This is a genomic window from Acinetobacter sp. ANC 4862 (genome assembly GCF_004336635.1).
In the GTDB taxonomy this organism is placed as follows: Bacteria; Pseudomonadota; Gammaproteobacteria; order Pseudomonadales; family Moraxellaceae; genus Acinetobacter.
Genome location: NZ_SJXH01000044.1, coordinates 1 through 21,102, shown reverse-complemented (window position 1 = coordinate 21,102; position 21,102 = coordinate 1). Strand labels below are relative to the sequence as shown.

21 protein-coding genes, 1 other RNA gene and 1 pseudogene are annotated in these 21,102 nt (G+C 41.8%); 7 read left to right on the top strand and 16 right to left on the bottom strand.

Features of this window, described 5'->3' with window-relative positions:
* Window positions 1–144: transposase (locus E0409_RS14780; protein WP_502699842.1), on the bottom strand; the 144-nt coding region annotated here is incomplete at its 3' end.
* 141 nt (window positions 145–285) lie between these two features.
* Between E0409_RS14780 and E0409_RS14775 the strand changes: the two genes are divergently transcribed.
* Window positions 286–705, top strand: coding sequence for an Sbal_3080 family lipoprotein (locus E0409_RS14775; protein WP_131292084.1), 420 nt, complete (start codon window positions 286–288; stop codon window positions 703–705).
* Window positions 706–1,005: 300 nt separating this feature from the next.
* Here E0409_RS14775 and ssrA read toward each other — a convergent pair.
* Window positions 1,006–1,364: a transfer-messenger RNA gene (ssrA, locus tag E0409_RS14770) on the bottom strand.
* Window positions 1,365–1,495: 131 nt separating this feature from the next.
* Between ssrA and glpK the strand changes: the two genes are divergently transcribed.
* Window positions 1,496–2,980: a glycerol kinase GlpK gene (gene glpK / locus E0409_RS14765; RefSeq protein ID WP_131292082.1), complete on the top strand. Its 1,485-nt coding sequence runs from the start codon at window positions 1,496–1,498 to the stop codon at window positions 2,978–2,980.
* A 72-nt stretch (window positions 2,981–3,052) separates the two neighbouring features.
* Here the strand turns inward: glpK and E0409_RS14760 are convergent, their stop codons facing one another.
* The 3 genes from E0409_RS14760 to E0409_RS14750 all read right to left on the bottom strand — a co-directional run bounded on the left by E0409_RS14760 (window position 3,053) and on the right by E0409_RS14750 (window position 6,528).
* Window positions 3,053–4,585: a DHA2 family efflux MFS transporter permease subunit gene (locus E0409_RS14760; protein WP_131292080.1), complete on the bottom strand. Its 1,533-nt coding sequence runs from the start codon at window positions 4,583–4,585 to the stop codon at window positions 3,053–3,055.
* 6 nt (window positions 4,586–4,591) lie between these two features.
* Complete coding sequence (locus E0409_RS14755; protein ID WP_131292078.1) at window positions 4,592–5,743, bottom strand: HlyD family secretion protein; 1,152 nt, start codon at window positions 5,741–5,743, stop codon at window positions 4,592–4,594.
* 287 nt (window positions 5,744–6,030) lie between these two features.
* On the bottom strand, window positions 6,031–6,528 hold the full coding sequence (locus tag E0409_RS14750) for a thioesterase family protein (protein WP_131292076.1): 498 nt from the start codon (window positions 6,526–6,528) through the stop codon (window positions 6,031–6,033).
* Between the two features lie 106 nt (window positions 6,529–6,634).
* Between E0409_RS14750 and hemB the strand changes: the two genes are divergently transcribed.
* The gene (gene hemB, locus E0409_RS14745) at window positions 6,635–7,648 is read left to right on the top strand and encodes a porphobilinogen synthase (RefSeq protein WP_086194320.1); all 1,014 of its coding nucleotides are present in this window, start codon (window positions 6,635–6,637) and stop codon (window positions 7,646–7,648) included.
* Window positions 7,649–7,666: 18 nt separating this feature from the next.
* On the top strand, window positions 7,667–8,788 hold the full coding sequence (gene thiO / locus E0409_RS14740) for a glycine oxidase ThiO (RefSeq protein ID WP_131292073.1): 1,122 nt from the start codon (window positions 7,667–7,669) through the stop codon (window positions 8,786–8,788).
* On the opposite strand, the gene E0409_RS14735 is transcribed toward thiO, so the two are convergent.
* From E0409_RS14735 to E0409_RS14720, 4 genes are all read right to left on the bottom strand, one after another.
* Window positions 8,774–9,682: a TIGR01777 family oxidoreductase gene (locus E0409_RS14735; RefSeq protein ID WP_131292071.1), complete on the bottom strand. Its 909-nt coding sequence runs from the start codon at window positions 9,680–9,682 to the stop codon at window positions 8,774–8,776. The genes thiO and E0409_RS14735 overlap by 15 nt on opposite strands.
* A gap of 72 nt (window positions 9,683–9,754) precedes the next feature.
* Entirely contained in the window at window positions 9,755–10,198 is a 444-nt protein-coding gene (locus E0409_RS14730) for an ABZJ_00895 family protein (protein ID WP_131292069.1), read from the bottom strand.
* Window positions 10,199–10,591: 393 nt separating this feature from the next.
* The gene (locus E0409_RS14725) at window positions 10,592–11,215 is read right to left on the bottom strand and encodes a LysE family translocator (protein WP_131292067.1); all 624 of its coding nucleotides are present in this window, start codon (window positions 11,213–11,215) and stop codon (window positions 10,592–10,594) included.
* Between the two features lie 368 nt (window positions 11,216–11,583).
* Window positions 11,584–11,775, bottom strand: a complete 192-nt coding sequence (locus E0409_RS14720) for an NF038215 family lipoprotein (RefSeq protein ID WP_131292065.1) — start codon at window positions 11,773–11,775, stop codon at window positions 11,584–11,586.
* 310 nt (window positions 11,776–12,085) lie between these two features.
* On the opposite strand from E0409_RS14720, the gene E0409_RS14715 reads away from it, so the two are divergent.
* Window positions 12,086–12,955: a 1-aminocyclopropane-1-carboxylate deaminase/D-cysteine desulfhydrase gene (locus tag E0409_RS14715; protein WP_131292063.1), complete on the top strand. Its 870-nt coding sequence runs from the start codon at window positions 12,086–12,088 to the stop codon at window positions 12,953–12,955.
* A gap of 67 nt (window positions 12,956–13,022) precedes the next feature.
* A complete protein-coding gene (locus E0409_RS14710; RefSeq protein ID WP_131292061.1) occupies window positions 13,023–14,222 on the top strand; it encodes a BaiN/RdsA family NAD(P)/FAD-dependent oxidoreductase in 1,200 nt (399 codons plus the stop codon).
* 10 nt (window positions 14,223–14,232) lie between these two features.
* Here the strand turns inward: E0409_RS14710 and E0409_RS16545 are convergent, their stop codons facing one another.
* The 7 genes from E0409_RS16545 to eat all read right to left on the bottom strand — a co-directional run bounded on the left by E0409_RS16545 (window position 14,233) and on the right by eat (window position 20,825).
* Window positions 14,233–14,388: a hypothetical protein gene (locus tag E0409_RS16545; protein WP_165541347.1), complete on the bottom strand. Its 156-nt coding sequence runs from the start codon at window positions 14,386–14,388 to the stop codon at window positions 14,233–14,235.
* Between the two features lie 142 nt (window positions 14,389–14,530).
* Window positions 14,531–14,704, bottom strand: coding sequence for a hypothetical protein (locus E0409_RS16540; protein ID WP_165541348.1), 174 nt, complete (start codon window positions 14,702–14,704; stop codon window positions 14,531–14,533).
* 73 nt (window positions 14,705–14,777) lie between these two features.
* Window positions 14,778–16,478: a mechanosensitive ion channel gene (locus E0409_RS14705; RefSeq protein WP_131292060.1), complete on the bottom strand. Its 1,701-nt coding sequence runs from the start codon at window positions 16,476–16,478 to the stop codon at window positions 14,778–14,780.
* Between the two features lie 256 nt (window positions 16,479–16,734).
* On the bottom strand, window positions 16,735–17,013 hold the full coding sequence (locus E0409_RS14700) for a hypothetical protein (protein ID WP_131292058.1): 279 nt from the start codon (window positions 17,011–17,013) through the stop codon (window positions 16,735–16,737).
* Between the two features lie 122 nt (window positions 17,014–17,135).
* Window positions 17,136–17,954 (bottom strand): ethanolamine ammonia-lyase subunit EutC, encoded by an 819-nt coding sequence (gene eutC / locus E0409_RS14695; RefSeq protein WP_131292057.1) that lies wholly within the window; start codon window positions 17,952–17,954, stop codon window positions 17,136–17,138.
* Between the two features lie 15 nt (window positions 17,955–17,969).
* Window positions 17,970–19,355: an ethanolamine ammonia-lyase subunit EutB gene (locus E0409_RS14690; RefSeq protein WP_131292054.1), complete on the bottom strand. Its 1,386-nt coding sequence runs from the start codon at window positions 19,353–19,355 to the stop codon at window positions 17,970–17,972.
* Between the two features lie 27 nt (window positions 19,356–19,382).
* Entirely contained in the window at window positions 19,383–20,825 is a 1,443-nt protein-coding gene (eat, locus tag E0409_RS14685) for an ethanolamine permease (RefSeq protein ID WP_131292051.1), read from the bottom strand.
* A 105-nt stretch (window positions 20,826–20,930) separates the two neighbouring features.
* Here eat and E0409_RS16800 point away from each other — a divergent pair.
* A pseudogene (locus E0409_RS16800) lies at window positions 20,931–21,102 on the top strand (IS982 family transposase); the annotation flags it as partial.

The following is a 21,102-nucleotide window of genomic DNA, read 5'->3' as shown; positions in this document are numbered from 1 at the left end:
GTCGATAATTTGGTTTTGATGAACATCAAATTCAGCACKCAATTCAGCAAGTGTTTTTTCTGCTTTAATCGCAGCAAGTGCTACCTTAGCTTTAAAATCATTTGAATGATTTCTTCTTGGTCTACGTGCCATAAAATACTCCATATATTGATGTTTATAACATCATTTGGGGAGCAAAATATCACTTATAAGTGTTGTTCAAATTTCCTGATCCACCTCTTTTATTTGTTATTTTATGAACACTTAAAGAGGGATTTAAAATGAAAAAAATTATTAATTATTTTGATGGGTGGATTAGGGGTCATTGGATGCACTTCAATCCAAGTTAAAAATATAGATGGCTTTCAGCCTCAGGCAGTAAAACAAATATGTATTATTAAAAATCCTAAAGTCATAGGTAATGGATTTGAAGAATCTTTAGTAAGAAGCTTTGCGAGATACAATATTGGTGCAAGAGTTTTTCCTGAAAACTCAGACCTAACCCAGTGTGAAACCACTATGGATTATACAGCTTTGCGCACTTGGGATGTCGTAACATACCTTAGTTATGCAAAATTAACATTAATGAAAGAGAGCAAAGTAGTTTCAGATGCTGAATTTAGATTAAAAGGAAATGGGGGTTTCACATTAAACAAATGGCGTAGCACAGATACTAAGATTGATGAGTTAATAGATGAGCTTATGGGAGTAAAAAGCAGAAAGTAGTTTGCTTTAAATTTTCAAAAAAACCCCTAGTAGTTTTTTTTAATACCTAAATCACCGATTAAACTAGCAATAAAATGAGATTAGATAATCAATCAACCCATAGTCTTCGCTTAATATCTGTTCTTTTCATAACATTCTACACCCGTCAGTTCAATAAAACGTGCAATGTACATGGCAGTGTACAAGGTGCATGTACATTATAACTAGTTATGCTTAGGTATAAAAAAAGGCTTGATCCCTTTAGAATCAAGCCTTTCCACTTTATATTTCATCATATTGAGTCATATAAAGTTAAGTATTTGGTGGAGGTGGCGGGAGTTGAACCCGCGTCCGCCAGCATTACGCTCGAGAATACTACATGCTTAGATATCGTCTATTGTTTTAACTCTTTGTGACCCGACGAACAGGGTACAAATCGCGATCCTCTTAATTTAGTACAAAGCCCCGAGGCTTGACTTTATACGGCCTTGTGTGCGTGCGCTTCAGTCGGTCTCTCTAACCACAAGTATTCGGAGAGGCGGACAAGCTGCCCTTAGGCAGCTAGAGCGTATGATTCGTCGTTTGCGACTAAAAAATGCAAATTTGATTTACGAGAGAAAATGCGCTCTCGGCATGCATCTATGAGTTTCATCACCAGCGTCGAAGCCAGAAACACCCCCAAAGTACAAAGCGATCATAGCATAAATGTCAAAAATTACGACCTCTTTTCTGAACATTTACACAACTAGATGCGCTTAATTACATTATTGCGCTAATATTTTACTTTTCAAGTCGATTAAAAGAAAAATTTATGAGCTACCTTCTTGCCCTTGATCAGGGGACGACATCCAGTCGTGCGATTATTTTCAACGAACATGGAGAAGTGCAGGCAACCGCTCAACGTGAGATCCATATCAAGACACCACATTCGGGTTGGGTGGAGCAAGATGCCCAAGAAATCTGGACGACTCAAATTGCTGTGGTACAACAAGCGCTGGCTTCTGCTCATATTTTAGCCAAAGACATTAAAGCCATTGGGCTGACGAACCAACGAGAAACCACGGTCGTTTGGGATAAAAGAAATAGTAAGCCACTCGCCCCTGCCATTATCTGGCAAGATCGCCGTGCAACCGAATGGTGTAACCAGCTCACACAACAAAATTTGCAGGATAAAATTCAGCATAAAACCGGTTTACGTATAGACCCCTATTTCAGTGCTGGAAAATTAGTTTGGTTACTGGAAAATGTAGCTGGCTTACGCGAACTTGCCGAACAAGGTCATGTGGCATTCGGTACGGTCGATAGCTGGCTGATGTGGAATCTGACTCAAGGTGCTGAACATGTGATTGAAGTCAGTAATGCTTCTCGCACCATGCTGATGAACCTGCAAACTCAAACTTGGGATGAAGAACTGCTTGAGCTGTTTAATATTCCTCATTCCGTTTTACCGAAAATCATTTCATCTGATAGCTACATTGCCGATACTGCACCTGGTCTGCTCGGTGCCAATATCCCAATTACCGGTATTTTGGGCGATCAGCAATCTGCCTTGTTTGGTCAATCCTGCTTTGAAGTCGGTACTGCGAAAAACACTTATGGCACCGGCTGCTTTATGCTGTTTAATACCGGTCATCAGGTGCAATTCAGTCAAAATAAATTGCTCAGTACACTTGCCTGGCAATGCCAGGAGCAAACTACTTATGCGCTGGAAGGTAGCGTATTTATGGCAGGTGCGATTGTGCAATGGTTACGCGATGGTTTAGGGATTATCCAAAAGAGTAGCGAAGTGGAAAAACTGGCTTGCCAAGTCAGTGATACCGACGGTGTCGTTCTGGTGCCGGCTTTTACCGGACTGGGCGCTCCGCATTGGGATAGTGATGCTCGCGCGCTACTGTGCGGGATGTCACGCGGAACCAATAAAGCCCATATTGCCCGTGCAGCCTTGGAGTCGATTGCTTTTCAAGTGTCTGACGTACTCACGGCGATGCAGGCAGACATTCATCATCCCTTGAAAGAATTACGCGTAGATGGTGGTGCCAGCCAAAATGATATGCTAATGCAATTCCAGGCAGATATTCTCAATGTTCCTGTGCTACGCCCAAAGATGCTGGAATCAACCGCATGGGGCACGGCAGCGATGGCTGGTTTAAAGGCAGGCGTATTTTCCAGCATGAACGATATTTCAGCATCCTGGAAATTAGAGCGCGCCTTTGAACCGAACATGAATGCAGATCAGCGCCAAAGTCGTTTAAGCCAGTGGCAAACTGCGCTGAAACGTGCCAAGTCAGATCTCTAACATTGTGAAATATAGTCTTGATGATAAAAAACCGCTGAATTCAGCGGTTTTTTATGTTTTAGAGAATCAGCCTTAATGTGCGTGACCACCGCTATCCACGCCCAATTTGGGCCTTGGCGCGAGCCAAACAATCAGTGCAGCAAAAACAAAAACCAGGGTCAAAATTAAAAACACATGATTGGCAGATAGGGTTAAAGCTTCTTTATCCACCAGACTGGATATATAACCCAGCGCCCCTTCTGAACTCATACCACTTTGCATCAAGGTATTTTGCACTTCAGCCACATGTAAATTGGAAACCATCTCGCTACGTGACACTTTGCTATGATCATCCCAAATCGTTACTGCAATTGAAGCGCCGATTGCTCCTGCCATGGTCCGCAAGAAATTCATCAATCCTGCGGCAGATGCCATTTCATGCGGTTGTACCGAAGCCAATGCCATATTCGACAATGGAATAAAGAAAAACGGTACTGCAAAGCCCTGTAAAATTTGTGGCCAGGCCAAGGCCATAAAGTCAGCATCGGTGGTCCAGAAAGCCCGCATTAAGGTGACTATCGCCAAAAGGCTCAAACCGAAACTGGCCAAAATCCGCTGATCATATTTGGTTGCCATTTTTGCCACAATTGGTGACATGAGCAAACTACCCAAGCCCATAGTCGCGGTTAAATAACCGGCCCAAGTGGCGGTATAACCCAAGTTGATTTGCACCCATTGCGGAATCAGCACAATACTGGAAAAAAATGCACCGAAAGCAAAGGCTAAAGATAAGACCGAGAAGGTAAAGCCACGATAACGGAAGATCTGAATATTGACCACCGGATGCCGTTCGGTGAGTTCCCAAATAATAAACAGAATTAATCCGACTACGGTAATCACTGCTAAAGCACAAATAAAGGTGCTGTTAAACCAGTCATTTTCATGGCCAAGATCGAGCATTAATTGTAGTGCGCCAATCCATAAAATCAGCAAAAACAATCCGATGGTGTCAATTCTAATTTTTGAAATTAAGGTTTCCGCAGGTTTCAACAAGCGCAGTGCAGCAATCGCACAGAAAATTCCGACTGGAATATTGATAAAGAAAATCCAATGCCAAGACAGGTTATCACTGATTGAACCACCCAAAATCGGCCCAAGAATTGGCCCGACTACCGTGGTCATCGCCCACATCCCCATGGCCTGAGACTGCTTTTCCGGAGGGAAAATACGCATCAGCAAAGTTTGACTGAGTGGCATGATCGGGCCACCAAACAAACCCTGTCCAATCCGGCAGAAGACCAACATTTCCAAACTGGTAGATAAACCACAGAGAATGGAAAAAATGGTAAAGCCAATCAGACTGATCACAAACAGCCGTACTGCACCAAAACGTCCGGCTAACCATCCGGTCAGTGGCACACAAATCGCCTCTGCAACCGCATAAGAGGTAATGACCCAAGTCCCTTGGGAACTTGAAACCGCCAAACTGCCAGTGATATGCGGCACTGAAACATTGGCAATGGTCATATCCAAAACCACCATAAAGTTGGCCAAAGCCAACACAAAGGCAGCAAGGATCAGGCGCCCCCCTTTCAGATCGCCAAATGGTACGTAGTTATTGTTCATAAGCGACTACTTCGAAGCGAGGTTGATTTTCGCTTCCATCGATAAACCCACACGTAAGGGATGTTCAGCCAGTTCTTTTGGATCAAGTGCAATACGCACCGGTAAACGCTGAACCACTTTAATCCAGTTACCCGTCGCATTTTGTGCAGGAATTAAGGCAAAGGCTGAACCTGTACCACCTGAAAAGCCCACCACTGTGCCGTGAAACTCAACATCATCGCCATATAAATCAGACGTGAGTGTGGCTTTCTGTCCGGCTTTTACCTTTGCCAGCTGGCTTTCTTTAAAGTTGGCATCAACATAGAGTTTATTAATCGGTACCAGCATCATTAAAACGCTGCCTGCGGCAACACGCTGCCCCACCTGAATATTACGGCGGGTAATTACGCCATCAAAGGGTGCCTTAATTTCTGTCCGTTCCAGATCAAGCAAAGCCTGCTTTAAATGTGCCTGCGCAATCTGAACATCAGGCGTCGATGTTTCATTACTACCGCGAATCAAGGCTTCATTGGCGGCCAAGGTACTTTGCGCTGCTTTTTGACTGGATTGTGCCTGAGCTAAACCGGCTTTCGCGAGATCTAGCCCGGCTTGAGCATTATTCACCGCACTTTGTGCAGTGCTAAGTTCTTCTTTAGAGATTGCACCTGAAGCACTGAGTTGTGTACGACGTGCCAAATCATCCTGCGCTTTATTCAGTTCAGCTTGGGCTTTGGCGACCTGTGCTTCTGCGCTGTGAATACCGTCATCACTGACATAGACTTGTGAATTTAAGGCACTGCTGTTAGCTTGCGTCTGTTTATATTGACGTTTTGCTTTCAGCAATTCTGCTTGCGCCTGTGCAACCGCAATTTCTGCATCACGATTGTCCACCCGAACCAAAATATCACCCTGTTTTACAGCTTGAGTATCACTCACCATAACCTGTGCAACTTGCCCATTTACCATTGAAGTAATGGATGCGGTTTCTGCACCGACATAGGCATTATCGGTCGTAACTGAATGATTTAAAAACAATGCCCAGATGGCATATAGCATAGCTGCAATGATGAAGATCAAGGCTACAACAGTTAAAGCTTTCTTGCGTTTACTTTTTAAGGCAGCATCCGAAATGTCTGGGTCTGGCTGTGTTTCTGGCAGGGTATTTTGCGCATCTGTCATCGATTATTCCTAAATCCAACAGACTTGGTCACTACACATCATATTTGTCGTTCTGAGCAATCTGAAACGAACAGCTATGCAAGACAAGTGAATGTCATGAAATGGTGTCGATGAAAAAGTCATTTTTTATTTAATATTGCTGCGCATTTTAATGACAAAAAATCATGATGCGATAATAAAAATGTAACTCATCAGTCTTTAAAACGAATTCGGCACTGAATTTTTATTCAATGCCGAATCAACAGCTCAGTTCTGCTTCTTGTTAGTCCAATGCCCTTAAAGCAAACTTAATAAGCATAAGATGCAATGGCAGTGGCAATCGGCTTATCTTCATCATTGACCAAGGTCATCCGCATGGTGCAACCCTTACGCCCTAAACGTAAGGTTTCAGCGCGGGCAATAAAACATTTGCCACGACCTGGAGCCAAATAATCAACCCGCATATCGACCGTTGCCAAGCGAGTGACTTTTTTAATGGTGTCGGGCAATTGATCAGGTTCAGCCTTTTTATATAACTCGCCCATCGCAACAATACCTCCGATACTGTCCAAAATCGTCGCAGCTACACCGCCATGTAGAATTTGAAAGGCAACATTGCCAATCATAAAAGGCTGCATTTCAATATAGGCTTCAATTTGTCCATCAACGACACGCATGACCATCTCGTTGTGTTTGAAGTAAGGAGAACTATTGAATGCATGACACAACTGCTTCAGGACAACATCGATATCCACTTTCGAGCCCAAATGAATATTTCCTGTCCAATGTTTATCTGAATTACTCATAATCTGCTCGAATACCTTAATTTGAGAAATAGCTCTTAACTTTTGCCCCAAAATTTTATTCTGGGGCTACAATAGCCATAGTTTAATACTGATCATTGAGTTTGTTATGACTTATACGTTCAATCGTCCTGCATTTCCTGCGACTCGCATGCGCCGAATTCGAAAAAATGACAAATTGCGTTCTATGGTACGTGAAACCCAGTTGACGACAGATCATCTCATTTACCCAGTATTCGTACTTCCGGGGCAAAACCAGACCCAAGATATTCCAAGCATGCCGAATGTTCAGCGACTTTCTGCTGACCTGCTGTTAAAAAAATCAGAACGCTTGCTTGAATTGGGAGTTTCTAAACTCGCTTTATTCCCTGTAACACCACAAGAAGATAAAAGCCTAACTGCTGAAGCTGCTTGGGATGAAGATGGTCTGGTTCAAAATACCATTCGCCTGTTAAAAAAAGAATTACCAGAAATGGTGCTGATCACTGACGGCGCACTGGATCCTTATACCACGCACGGTCAAGATGGCATTATTGATGACACGGGTTATGTGCTGAATGATGAAACGGTTGAATGTCTGATTAAACAAGCCTTAAGTCATGCTGAAGCCGGTGCAGATGTGGTTGCACCAAGTGACATGATGGATGGCCGTATTGGCGCGATTCGTACTGCGCTCGAAGCCAATGGTCATATCTATACCAATATCATGGCCTACTCGGCTAAATATGCATCCAGCTTCTATGGTCCTTTCCGTGATGCGGTCGGTTCATCCAGCAACCTGAAAGGTGGCAACAAATACAATTACCAGATGGATATCGGCAACCGCGCTGAAGCGTTGCATGAAATTGCACTGGATATTCAGGAAGGTGCAGACATGGTGATCGTGAAACCGGGGATGCCTTATCTCGATATCGTGCGTGAAGTGAAAGATACTTTTGGGGTACCCACTTTCGTTTATCAAGTTAGCGGTGAATACGCAATGCTGGCTGGTGCCATTCAAAATGGCTGGTTATCAGACGATGTGATCATTGAATCGCTGATGAGTTGTCGCCGTGCCGGTGCCGATGGCATCTGGACTTACTTCGCTGAAGAAGCTGCGCTTAAACTCAAAGACATGAAATAAGGATTAGTGGTTTAAGCGATGAAAGTTGCCATTATTGGAGCAGGCATTAGCGGTCTATTGTCTGCTTTAGAGCTTGTGGAACAGGGATGTTCCGTGATTATTTTCGATCAGCAGCAGGCGGGAAAAGCTGCCTCTTGGGCGGGTGGCGGTATTCTTTCTCCGATGTATCCATGGCGCTATCCACGCGCGGTGAATCAACTGGCGCAATATGGTAAATCGCTGTATTTAGAATGGAATGAAAAATTAAAGCCTGTCACGGGCATCGATTTTGAAATCCATGATACCGGCATGCTGATTCTGGATGAAAGTGATTTTGACATCGGACAGCGCTACGCCCAGCAATTTAATGAACCGATGCAGCAATGCCAACTGCTACAACAGCCGCAACTGCAGCAGATCAATCCGCATATTTCGCAGCAATTTAGCCAGGCACTGTATTTTTCGCAGTTGTCTAATGTACGTAATCCACGCCTGCTCAAATCCATCATCGGCTATTTAAAACAGCATCCGCGCGTACAGTTCTATGAAAATACCTGGGTGGATCATTTTCATATTCAACAGCAGCATGTGACCTCTCTTCAGACCCAATCCGGCCAACAGATTCAGGCCGACCAGATTGTCATTGCGACGGGTGCATGGTCTGCGCACTGGTCACAACAATTGAATCTGACCATTCCGGTCAAACCCGTTCAGGGACAGATGCTGCTGTTTAAAACACCTGAAAAATGGTTGCCGACCATTTGCATGAATAAGGTGATGTACCTGATTCCACGTCAGGATGGGCATGTGGTCTGTGGTTCCAGTATGGATGAGTTAGGTTTTGAACATCGTCCCAATATACAAACCCAACAGCATATTTACAAAGCCTGTCTGGAAATGGTGCCGGAACTTGAACAGTTTCCGATTGTGAAACAATGGGCAGGACTCAGACCGAGTTCACCTACCGGTGTGCCCTATATCGGGAAAATGCCAGAGCTTGAGAATCTTTGGGCCAACTTCGGACATTTCCGTAATGGCTTATGCATGGGTCCTGCCTCGGCACGTTTATTAAGACAGTTGATGCTTGAGCAACCTACATGTGTAGATCCTGCCGCTTTTAGCACTCAGAGATTAAAATCTGGCGTTTTAACCGCCCGCTAAAATATCAGCCAGAGCCAGTTTTAACGTAGGATATTTAAACTCAAATCCCAGCTCTTGCAATGCTTTCGGTTGTACATATTGACCGTTCAAAACCAGTTGTGCTTGCTCGCCCAACATTCCCTTCAAAACAAAAGCCGGCAAACAGAATAAAGGTTTACGATGCAGTTGCTGTGCAGCTATTTGAGCAAATTGCCCTTGGGTCATTTTTTCTGGACAGACTACATTAAAAATTCGTGTGCTAGTTTCATTTAACATCAGAAATTCAATCGCACGCATTATATCCTGAATATGCACCCAAACCACGGGTTGCCGCCCATGTCCAATTCGCCCCACCATATTTAGTTTAATGGGCAACAGCATGCGTGGAAGAATGCCTCCATTCTTTGCCAATACAATACCGAAGCGCACGATTTTGGTGTTTTGTTGCTGAAAACTTAATGCCGCCTGTTCCCAGAGCTGACACAGTTCCGACATAAAAATAGATTGTGGCGCAGATTGTTCAGTACAAACTTCTGACCATTGTTCGTTCGGATCAATCCCGTAATAACCGACCGCAGAACCGGAAATGATACATTTAGGAGAAATCTGTCTTTTTTCTAAATATCGATACAGCTGATGCGTGGTATCAACCCGACTCTCAATCAGTTGCTGCTTTCGTGTTGCTGTCCAGCGCGCCTGACCAATATTTTCACCGGCAAGGTTAATCACATAATCAATTCGATCAGTTTTAAGCTCATCAAGACTCTGAACCCAGGTGAGATCAGGATGATTAGAAATTTTATTTTTCTGACGGGTCAGCCCAATCACTGCATAATCACGTGACAATAAATAAGGCAGTAGATGTGAACCAATAAAACCACTTGCACCTGTTACCAGTACGTTTTCTTTTAGCATTCGACCACCTCACCTGATTATTTCTATCTATAAAATAGAATCATTTTTAATTCAAGCGTATAGCAATTTATCTTAGCCAAACATTTTTTTCGCCATACGTTGTGCCTGTTTGCCATAAAACCAATAGGTCAAAATATAAAGCGGAATGGCAATGAGTAAAAACATTATCAGCACCACACTCATAAATTGTGGATTTTTCAAATAGAGCAGGAAATTCTGCCAAACCTCTGGATCGCCTTTGGAAAAAATGAGAATCCCAAGCAATAAAAATGCAAGGTTATAACCCCAAAAAATCAGACTGAAGCCTAAAGTTATTTTTTTTCGTTCTTGCTCGCTTGGTGCACGTTGTTGCCGTTTTAAAAATTTATAAAGTACTAAAATCATGGCAGTTAGATAAGGAACAATGGTGAGAATGCCGCCCATGCCTGTAGGCAGTAAAGCTGCCAATATTCCGCAGATACAGGTAAAAATAAAACAGAAAAAGAAAAACCATAAAAAATATCGATTTAGTGACACTCTATACCTACTTAAGCAACTTTTAGACAACCAGTATAGAAAAAAAAAGAGTTTTTTTTCATTTTATTGTCAACCAATCTGTAATCCCCTGCGTTATATAGGGTAAGAAGTTCATAAACCCGTTAATTTGTACCGGCATCCACAATATTTTCGGTGAACTTTTCCTAAAGCAATAAACTTGGTTTCAAGTTTTAGTATGGAACAGCAGCCCAAGCTAAAACTTGCAACAGATTTTTTTGACCGACGATTTCATCATCACTCGAATCGTCGGTCTTTTATTTTCTAGAGTCTATTTTTTTCTTAGATTTACATTCAATGCACTAATTTAGCTGAATACCGCGATGGTTCAGTTAGCTATAAAAATAATTCTAATTATTCATCTATTAGCTAAAACTATTTCACTCCAAAGATTAACTTTAAGCCCAATAAAGTCATCACGCCACCGGCAATACGGTCAAATAGTGCTTTGAATTTTAAATAGACTTTTCGTGGACCTTCAGCTGATAAAGCAACCGCGACTAATGAACACCAACCTGCATCAATAAAGAAACATAGAATGGGCAATACAAAATAATAATAAGCGGGAATTTCTTTAGGTAATAGTGCAGTAAAAATACTAGCCAGCACAATCGCAATTTTTGGATTTGAAAGTTGGGTGATGAGTCCGGTACTAAAAGCCCGGCGCAATGACATTTGAGAGCTTGTATCATTATGGGCTTCGATGGGGTCTTTGGCATGCTTAATAATTTTGGCAGCCAACCATAGCAAATATAAACCGCCACAGATTTTTAAAACCAGATACGCTGATGGCACCGCTAACAAAAATGCCTGTAGACCCAGCACCGCCAATAAACCAAAAACAGCCGCTCCAGTACCTGTACCTAAAGCGGTAAACAGACCATGTTTACGTGAAATAGCGATTGAATTTTTGGCGACATAAATCGATGTCGGTCCAGGACTCATTGCGCCTAACATAAGAGCAAAGGCGATTGAGCCCAAAATCCAAAATGATTCCACGTGAAAAGCCTTGTATGAATTAATTTTGTGATAATTTTACAATTTTAAAATTTGAATATCTCGCTATTTTTCTCAGGTTTTTCGAAATTTCACCGAATAATTCACTAAAATTTTCTTTAATCACCAATAAAAGTATTTCATATGCGAAATAAGACGATCATTTATTTAAAAGCAGATGAACCAGGGACAAGCACTCCTACTGAAAGTCGTTCACAAAATTGACTTGTAGCACGACTAAATCCATAACAAGCTACAGGTAAACAAAGGTACAAGCAAAAAACTAAAGATGAATCGTAAAACTGAAAATCAAACCGACTATATCTCTTCCCTCTTAAAAAGAATTTTATAATATTGCGTACTGGCAATCCTTACTTTTGAAGTCTTTGAGTGTTTTCACTTACACTGAGCTGCGTGAGACGATAATCATGATCATTCACGGGCATACCACCAATAATCATGGTACGAACTTCAGTTTTCGGCTTGTTATAGTCATCTTTTGCATCACACGCTGTCAGCAACAACAGCAAGCAAACCGATAAACCTACGGATAGTTTTTTCATCACATATCCTCTTTTTTCATCATTGTTATATTTTCTAGCTTAGCACCAATGTGTATTTTTTAATCATTTTTTTATTTTTTTAATTCAAATATTTAAGATGTTTTACAAATAAGCATCAATCGTAAATCTACAATATACAAAAATGTCCGTTCAAAATTTATTTCAATCAACTGAGTGATAAAAATTGAATGCCATTACCCTCATATGTCTGTAGCTACTTTTGTAGATACACACTCTCAAGCAAATAATATGACTGTAGATAAAAATATTTTGCGTACAATACGATTGAATATTCAGGGATCGTGATGAAATGTTTGATCAGATTGCACAGTCAGTGGCCTACCAAAAACTTAATCTTGATGCTGCTGTGTCAATCACGGTTAAGCGATTAGATCAAATCCATCCACAAATTTCCGGCAATAAATTTTTTAAACTCAAATACAACTTTCTTGAAGCCCAAAAACAAGGTTTAAATAAAGTTCTCACTTTTGGCGGGGCTTATTCCAATCATATTGCTGCAACAGCATATGCAGCACATTTATTTGGCTTCAAAAGCGTGGGGATTATTCGTGGTGAAGAACTGGCAGCCAAACCATTAAACTCGACTTTAGCCACGGCGCAACAGTTTGGCATGCAACTGCATTTTGTTTCGCGTGAACAGTATCGGCAAAAAGATCAGCCTGAATATCTTGCAGCATTGAACCAACAATTTCCTAAACATTTTATTATTCCTGAAGGTGGAACCAATCCGCTTGCCATTCAAGGCTGCAAAGAAACTTTAACTGCCGAAGACCTGCAAAATTATGATGTAATCTGCTGTGCCGTGGGTACAGGTGGAACCATTTCAGGATTGATTGAAGCAAGTGCAGAGCATCAAACTATTCTCGGGTTTTCAGCATTAAAAGGTGATTTTCTGCAGCATGATGTAAAACAGTGGACTACAAAGAAAAACTGGAAAATTACCGATGCCTATTGCTGTGGAGGTTATGCCAAAACCACGCCTGAGCTTTTACAATTCATGCAGTCTTTTGAAGCCGAGCACAATATTCCTTTAGAGCAGGTTTATACCGCTAAAATGATGATCGGCTTGTTTGATTTAATTGAACAAAATTATTTTCCATCTGGCTCGCGTATCTTGGTGATTCACACTGGCGGCTTGCAAGGTCGGCACACTGGCTAAGATCAAGCCTGAAATTAGCGGTAAAATTGTCTATAATGCCCTGCTTTTATCTCCCGTGAGTTGTCCCATGTCTACAAATCAGTACGATGTCATTGTTTTAGGTGCAGGTGCATCAGGTCTGATGTTGGCATATATGGCGGCACAACGTGGTCGTAAAGTCTTGGTGGTTGAAAAAGCCAACAAAGTCGGTAAAAAAATTCTGATGTCTGGTGGCGGTAAATGTAACTTCACCAATCTATATGTCGAACCTGAAAATTACATTTCACATAATCCGCACTTCGTGATTTCAGCGCTGACTCGTTATACCAACTGGGACTTTATTGGCTTGGTATGCGAACACGGTATTGAATATGAAGAGCGCAAACACGGACAACTCTTTACCTTAAACGGCGCCAAAGAAATTTTAGCCATGTTATTGGCTGAATGCGATAAAACCGGCTTAGTGGATATTAAAACCAGCTGTGAAGTGAAAGCAGTGACACATGCGGATGATCAAGGTTTTCAAGTGGCGACTTCTATCGGCTATTTTCAAGCTGAATCTGTAGTGGTGGCAACAGGTGGTTTATCAGTGCCGACGCTAGGTGGTTCAGGGATTGGTTATGAGATTGCCAAACAGTTTGGGCATCATGTCCATCCCACCCGTGCCGGTTTAGTCCCTTTTACTTTTTCCGATCAATTCAAAGAAGTTACTACCCGTTTAAGCGGAAATGCAGTAGATGCAACACTCTCCAATGATTTAAACAGTTTTACCGAAGCCCTATTGTTTACCCATCGCGGTTTAAGTGGGCCAAGCTCACTGCAACTTTCCAATTATTGGGATGTCGGTCAGCGCTTTAATATTAACTTCCTGCCTTATATCGACCTGGTTGATCTCTTCAAATCGAAAAAAAGCAGTCAACCGAAAGTCTTGCTGCGGACTTTGTTAAATGAGCATCTGCCTAAAAGTGTAGTACTGGAATTACAAAATTTGATCTGGGCTGAATCGGCAGATATGGCGATTGGTAATTTGAGTGATGAAAAGCTTGAACAGATTGCTCAGCGCTTGCATGCTTTTGAAGTTAAACCATCGGGAACTGAAGGTTATCGTACTGCAGAAGTAACTTTAGGCGGTGTGGATACCACAGAAGTTTCATCCAAGACCATGGAAAGTAAAAAGCAAAAAGGTTTATATTTTGTTGGGGAAGTTCTCGATGTATCCGGTCATTTAGGCGGTTTTAATTTTCAATGGGCATGGGCTTCTGCACATGCCGCATCGCAATATGTTTAAAAAATACCAATTACTCTAAATAATCAGTATGTAATAAACGAACAGGTTTAGCCTGCTGTAAACGAGCAATTGTGATCTCCATTTTCGCAATTGCTTGTGCTTCAGAGGAAGCTTCAGCAGCGTTCAACATAGTCGCAAGTGACTTAAAAAAATTATTTAATAACATCATGATCTCCTTTTATTATTACCATTCATACATCCAAGTATGATCTATAACATTTCATTCACATTCATCTAAATGCTTATATTCTATGAAATAGTTATTTTATAAATAGCATAAAAAGCCAAGAAAAACGATCATTTTTTAGCTATTTTTCATTTTGGTTTTCTTGTGACTTATCTGCTGAATCATCATGCTTTACCTGTTTATGTGCTTGCTTCGCTCTAGCAAATACAAATTTGTAGGCACTGATAAAGAAACCTGCAGTAATTCCTGCAATCACAATCGGTGCAATAAATTTATTCGGTTCTTTTTTTGACATCATGATCTCCTTTTGAATATTAAATAAAAGACCGACCACATTGATGTGATCGGTCTGCTACAAAACTTATAGGTTATTTAGGATCATCTTTAGGATGAATATCAACATCTTGTTCAGGTTCGCCTGTTGAACCATACGGGTTATTTAATGGCTTATTTTCGGGATCGACCCGTAGACCATTATCAGAGGGAGTAAGACGCACATCATTGGTTGATGTTGAACTCTCTACGATTGTGGATGGAGGTGGTGCGCTTGAAGATGTTTTCGGGACATCCGGTTGATAATCTGGATTAGGATATTTTGCTTTCTCTTTGGCTTGATTAATCAAGTCAGTCAATACACGCTCAGCAGGCTGACGACCGCCTAAACCAAAGGCCAAAGCAAATGCCACTGCCACTGCACCCAGCGTTAAACCAAAGGCAAGATTCACGATAGAATCGGCAATACCCATTGCGCGTAAGCCCATGGCAATCACTAAGCCCATAATCAGGATACGAACCAAGTTTGCTAACCATCGTGAACTGTTATATTCACCACGTCCAATGACTTTCGCGACCAGATTTGCTAGCCAAAAACCGATCATCAAGATAACAGCACCCAGTAAAATATTGGCACCAAACTGGATAAACATCGAAATAAGCACACTCACCTGTTCAAAACCAAGTCGGTTTGCTGCTTCCGATACTGCAAAAAGCATGGTAAAGAAAACAATCATGTAACCCACAATGCAAGACACTTTAGTGGTGCCTAAAAAGCGTTGTGCATCCATTTTGGCAGGTAATTCATCAACACCTGTTCCAGCCAATACGTCAACCACCAAATTGGCCACGAAACGTGAAACCACATAAGCCAGAATTAGAATTAGACCAGCCGCAATAATATGCGGGATGGCATTCATAATCTCATACAACATCGCAGTCGCGGGTTGTGAAATGGCCTGAATACCTAAGGCTTCAAATGCAATGATGAGTGAAGTAATAATAATGATGGCGAAGACAAATGAACCTAGCATTTTTGGCAAATTAGAATTTTTTAAGAAACCAATTTTTTGTGCCTCATGCTGCAAATTCAAACTGCCAACCAAACCTTCTACAATACCGCGTACAATTTTTGCCAAGATATAACCAACAAAAACAATAACAGCAGCAATAAAAATATTGGGTAAGAATGAAACGACTTCATTCACCATATTTTGTATAGGGAATAACAGACCGTTGAGACCTAAAATAGACAATACAATTGGCAGGAATAACAATAAAATCAGCCAATAAACAATTTCGCTAATATTTTTGCTGATTGGACTGACACCGACATCGGCACTCAGTTTTTCATCTAGCTTGGTACGGTCAAGCAGTTTTTGCATGCCTACTTTAACCAGATTAGCCACAATCCAGCCGATAAAACCAACTGCAACAGCAGCTAAAAGTTGTGGAATAAACAACAGGAATTGCTGAACCATATTACTAAATGGTCCACTCACACCAGTGAGATTAAGTACATTTAATGCGCCTATGATCGCAATGATCATCACGATCCAGAACACGACACGCGATACAATACTTTCAATATTTGGGCGATGTCCGGTTGCACTTGAAAGTCTTTGATTTGTTCCTATTTTTTCTAAAACTTTTTTAACTCCTGCTGCAATAATAAGAGCAAGAATCCAACCAATCAATAAAATAGCAACAGCGGCTAGAATGGGATGGAATTGATTCCAGTAATACATGGCATCAAATTCTCCTCCTCTAGGGCCTCCAGAAAAATATTCATTCATGTTGTATTTCCTCTTGTTATTACTTATTGAAGTCTTACGGCGATGAATCGCTTTATTATCTTGACTAAGTTATCTTGACCAAGCCTATTGAGCGTGAGCCGAACCAAAAATCACGAGGTTAAAAACACATTAGAATTTGCTTATTTTTTATTCAATACAAACCATCACAAATACAACAAAAGCGCACATTAGATTGCACAAAAGCCCTAGTCTTTTCAGACTAGGGCTTTAATAAAAAGATAATTTAAGTTTTCAGTTAATAGTCTTTTGCAGTGGCCGTATCTTTATCGGTAGCAACTGCTTCATCACCCGATGTCCCAGTTGTCGTATTATTCGGTGTCGCGGGTTGGGCTGAAGGATTAGGATGTCCAGGAGGGGCATCTTTAGGGGTTGGTTCCTTATCCGCAAACATATAAGCCAGTAATGCAATAAAGAAAACACCCACAAGAATTAGAATATAAACAGGCAAACGTTTCTTTTGAGATCTTTCTTCTGGGGTAATTACATGAGGTGGTTTATTGAAATCATGTGTCATATTCCTATCCCCTCTTTTTTGTCATGTCCGTATTTTTATATTAGCAATACTTCTTATTCTGTTATGTGTAAAAGCATAGTGACATGGTGAATACATGTAAATTTCCTTTAAACGGCTTAAGCTTAAAAAATCCGTTTTGGATTGGCTTGGGTGGCTGATTCTACAACCATTTCATGTTCATCTTTCAGTTTGACACCCGAGAGTTGCAACTGTCGTGACTTTCTCATCAGTGCCATTAAACGCTGAATGGCAATTTGTTCAGACAACCCGGCAGGACGCACATTGGAAATGCAATTACGCATTGCATCATGACAGCCTTTATAGGCATTCCAGGTGTAGTAAATTCCCATACTGTCGGGCGAACTTAAACCTGGACGCTCACCTATCAGCATCACCAGCATTTTGGCATTTAGAATCTGGGCAACTTCATCACCCAAAGCTACGCGACTTCCCGTTGCAATCACTAGAGGTGCAACAGACCAAGCTTCATTGATACAGGACTGGTGTAATTCTGCAATAAAATGCGCTGCGTTATCCTCAATGGCACGTGCGGATAAACCATCAGCCGCCACAATCACCACATCATATTCAGTTTGATGTTGCGGCTGATATTGTTTTAATAACTGTCTGGATGCTTCCGACAGTTCCCGACCTAAATCTGGGCGTTTTAGGTAAGTATCTTTATCTTCTGCGCAACTGGAAATATGCAAAATATCGGTATCCAGCTTTGTCAATTGCTCTTCTAAGGCTTGAACATGAAGTACTTTTAAAACGGCATCTTTGGCCTGCGCATGTGCCAGTTGAAATTCCAACGATGGTTTAGTCGGTTGACTGCCACCGACTCGCCCTAATGCAATACGGGCATCTGTAAACTGTTTCAGTTGTTCCCAGGCATTTTGCTTCAACTCTGGTTGAAATTGAATATCGTATTGTACTTTCATGATCCAATCCTCCACTCATGACATAATTAAACGGGAAAACTTTTCAGGCAGCTGACTTGGCCATTGCAGTTGTGATGCCTGCTGTTTCAAGATTCCTTGTTGCTCCAGCCAGGCTGCAAATTCAGGTGCCGGCTGCAAACCTAATAATTGACGAATGTATAAAGCATCATGAAAAGAGGTGGTTTGATAATTCAGCATCACATCATCCGAACCCGGAATGCCCATAATGAAATTAATTCCGGCATTGGCCAGCAGAGTTAACAGTACATCCATATCATCCTGATCGGCATCGGCATGGTTGGTATAGCAAATATCGCAGCCCATCGGCAGACCCAGTAATTTGCCACAGAAGTGATCTTCCAGTCCTGCACGGATAATCTGTTTGCCGTTATATAAATATTCTGGCCCGATAAAACCGACTACGGTATTAACCAAAAAAGGATGATATTTCCGAGCTACGGCATAGGCGCGGGCTTCCATGGTTTGCTGATCTACCCCATGATGTGCATTACTGGATAGAGCACTGCCCTGTCCGGTTTCAAAATACATCACGTTCTGACCGACCGTACCCCGCTTTAAACTTAAAGCGGCTTCATAGCCTTCCTGCAACATGGCTAAATCAATACCGAAAGCACTATTGGCGGCTTGTGAACCGGCTATTGACTGAAACATTAAATCGACTGGAATATTTTTATTTGCTAGTTCTATTCCTGAACTGACATGGGTCAAGACACAGGATTGGGTCGGTATCTCATATTCATGAATAATATGATCCAGCAGTTTCAAGAGTTCTGAGAGATTCTGCAGATTATCCGTAGCCGGATTAATGCCTATCACGGCGTCACCATTGCCATACATCAAGCCATCTAAAATACTGGCGGAAATCCCGAGTAAATCGTCGGTAGGATGATTCGGTTGTAATCGGGTCGAAAGCCGTCCTTCTAAGCCAATGGTGTTCCTAAATTGCGTGATGACACGGCATTTCTTGGCGACCAGAATCAAGTCCTGATTACGCATAATCTTGCTCACCGCAGCCACAATTTCTGGTGTCAGACCGGCTTGTAAATGCTGTAATTTTTCTGTGCTGGCATCTTCACTGAGTAGCCAGTTACGAAAGTCTCCTACGCTAAAATGCGAAATGGGATAAAAAGCCAAGGCATCATGTTCATCAATAATTAAACGGGTCACTTCATCCAGTTCGTAATCAATCAGCGTTTCATTTAGAAACTGCTTGAGCGGTACATCTGCCAGACACATCTGTGCTGCAACCCGTTCCGTTGCATCTTCTGCTGCAATTCTAGCCAGCTGATCGCCCGAGCGTTCAGGCGTGGCTTTTGCCATCAATGTTTTTAAATCTGCAAAAACATAATGATGATGAGCTACATTGATTTGATACAGCATGATGCATTGCTCCTGATTGTATAATTATTATTTCAGTTCCTGTTCCGCAGCCTGAATATTGGCAAACTCTTCTTCTGGCGTTCCGGCAACCAATTGATTTCTGCTATATAACAAGAAATAAACAATAAATGCTACATAAATTGCTGCCGCCATCAGCCAGACTTTTGGGTCAACCACAAAGCCTGCCACGACCGCAATAGCTGCCAGAACCAAAGCAATAGATGCAGTAATGATTCCACCCGGCGCTTGATAAGGACGTGGCATTTCCGGTTTTGAAATTTTCAGTTTGATGTATGCCATCATCATCAGCACATAAGAAATGGTTGCACCAAAAACAGCCATCAAAATAAGCAGATCACCCTCCCCAGTTAATGACAGCATAAAACCAATAATACCCGGAATAATAATCGCCCAATGCGGAGCATGGTTGTTATTTGTTAAAGAGAGTTTTTTCGGTAAATAGCCGGCACGTGACAGTGCGAAGACTTGGCGAGAGTAGGCATAAATAATCGAGAAGAAACTGGCAATTAAACCGGCCAAACCCACAAAGTTTACAAAACCAGCAAGCCAGGTACTTTCACCATAGACTGCTTTTAAAGCATCAACCAGTGGTGCACCTGAATTTTTTAAAGTATCCGCACCCGCTGCACCAGTCCCTAAAACCAAAATGCTTAATGCAAAAATGGCGAGGATGACCATGGAACCGATTAAGCCACGCGGTAAGGATTGATGTGGTTCTTTGGCTTCTTCAGCAGCTAAAGGCACGCCTTCCACTGCCAGAAAAAACCAGATTGCATAGGGAACCGCTGCCCAAATTCCTAAATATCCCAAAGGTAATAATGAGCTAGATCCTGTTGCCTCCGGATTTACTGCAATATTGAATAAATTTTCACTATTGAAATATGGCGCCATAGCGAAAATAAACACCAATAAGGCAATAGCGGCAACGGCGGTAATCATAAAGATGATTTTTAATGCTTCACCTGCACCTTTTAAATGCATTCCCATAAACAGCAAATAACAAACCAGATAAACAACCCAGCCACCGATCCCAAATAACGACTCGCAATAAGCCCCAATGAAACAGGCAATTGCTGCAGGGGCAATGGCATATTCAATGAGAATAGCCGTTCCTGTGAGATAGCCGCCTAAAGGACCAAATGCAGTACGCGCAAAACTGTAACCACCACCCGCTGTTGGCAACATAGTCGACATTTCCGACATGGCTAAACACATGCACAGGTACATGACAGCAACGATCACGGTGGTAATAAACATGCCGCCCCAGCCACCTTGAGCCAGACCGAAGTTCCAGCCGGCAAAGTCACCCGAAATCACATACGCTACACCCAGACCGACCAACAACAACCAGCCGACCGCACCTTTTTTTAATTGTCTTTGGGCAAAGTATTCTTCTGCTGTATTTCCCGCTATCGGGGCATTTTCGATGACATCTTTAACATCTGACATACGCACCTCTTATTTTAACCTGAATCGCGGATAAGAAATTAGCTTGAAAAAAAGGTGACTGAAAACCATTAGGGAGTTACCACACCACCTATGCCTTCAGCCACCATGTTCGATTTTACATATTTCTTCTGCATCATTGATGACTTTTTTCAGAAATTTGAAGCAAGCTATTGGCAATTTTTAAAACACAACAACAAGCGTTTGAGAATGCGGTCTTCTCAATTGAAAATTTCAGAAATCGTATTCATCGCCATTTTGTATAAATGCTCTCATTTCA

Coding starts and splice junctions, on each gene's coding strand:
- E0409_RS14710 (WP_131292061.1), top strand. CDS start 13,023: ATGTCTACAAATCAGTACGATGTCATTGTTTTAGGTGCAGGTGCATCA.
- hemB (WP_086194320.1), top strand. CDS start 6,635: ATGACTTATACGTTCAATCGTCCTGCATTTCCTGCGACTCGCATGCGC.
- E0409_RS14775 (WP_131292084.1), top strand. CDS start 286: ATGGGTGGATTAGGGGTCATTGGATGCACTTCAATCCAAGTTAAAAAT.
- E0409_RS14715 (WP_131292063.1), top strand. CDS start 12,086: ATGTTTGATCAGATTGCACAGTCAGTGGCCTACCAAAAACTTAATCTT.
- eat (WP_131292051.1), bottom strand. CDS start 20,825: ATGTCAGATGTTAAAGATGTCATCGAAAATGCCCCGATAGCGGGAAAT.
- E0409_RS14735 (WP_131292071.1), bottom strand. CDS start 9,682: ATGCTAAAAGAAAACGTACTGGTAACAGGTGCAAGTGGTTTTATTGGT.
- E0409_RS16540 (WP_165541348.1), bottom strand. CDS start 14,704: ATGTCAAAAAAAGAACCGAATAAATTTATTGCACCGATTGTGATTGCA.
- glpK (WP_131292082.1), top strand. CDS start 1,496: ATGAGCTACCTTCTTGCCCTTGATCAGGGGACGACATCCAGTCGTGCG.
- E0409_RS16545 (WP_165541347.1), bottom strand. CDS start 14,388: ATGTTATTAAATAATTTTTTTAAGTCACTTGCGACTATGTTGAACGCT.
- E0409_RS14720 (WP_131292065.1), bottom strand. CDS start 11,775: ATGAAAAAACTATCCGTAGGTTTATCGGTTTGCTTGCTGTTGTTGCTG.
- E0409_RS14690 (WP_131292054.1), bottom strand. CDS start 19,355: ATGCTGTATCAAATCAATGTAGCTCATCATCATTATGTTTTTGCAGAT.
- E0409_RS14750 (WP_131292076.1), bottom strand. CDS start 6,528: ATGAGTAATTCAGATAAACATTGGACAGGAAATATTCATTTGGGCTCG.
- thiO (WP_131292073.1), top strand. CDS start 7,667: ATGAAAGTTGCCATTATTGGAGCAGGCATTAGCGGTCTATTGTCTGCT.
- E0409_RS14700 (WP_131292058.1), bottom strand. CDS start 17,013: ATGACACATGATTTCAATAAACCACCTCATGTAATTACCCCAGAAGAA.
- E0409_RS14755 (WP_131292078.1), bottom strand. CDS start 5,743: ATGACAGATGCGCAAAATACCCTGCCAGAAACACAGCCAGACCCAGAC.
- eutC (WP_131292057.1), bottom strand. CDS start 17,954: ATGAAAGTACAATACGATATTCAATTTCAACCAGAGTTGAAGCAAAAT.
- E0409_RS14705 (WP_131292060.1), bottom strand. CDS start 16,478: ATGAATGAATATTTTTCTGGAGGCCCTAGAGGAGGAGAATTTGATGCC.
- E0409_RS14760 (WP_131292080.1), bottom strand. CDS start 4,585: ATGAACAATAACTACGTACCATTTGGCGATCTGAAAGGGGGGCGCCTG.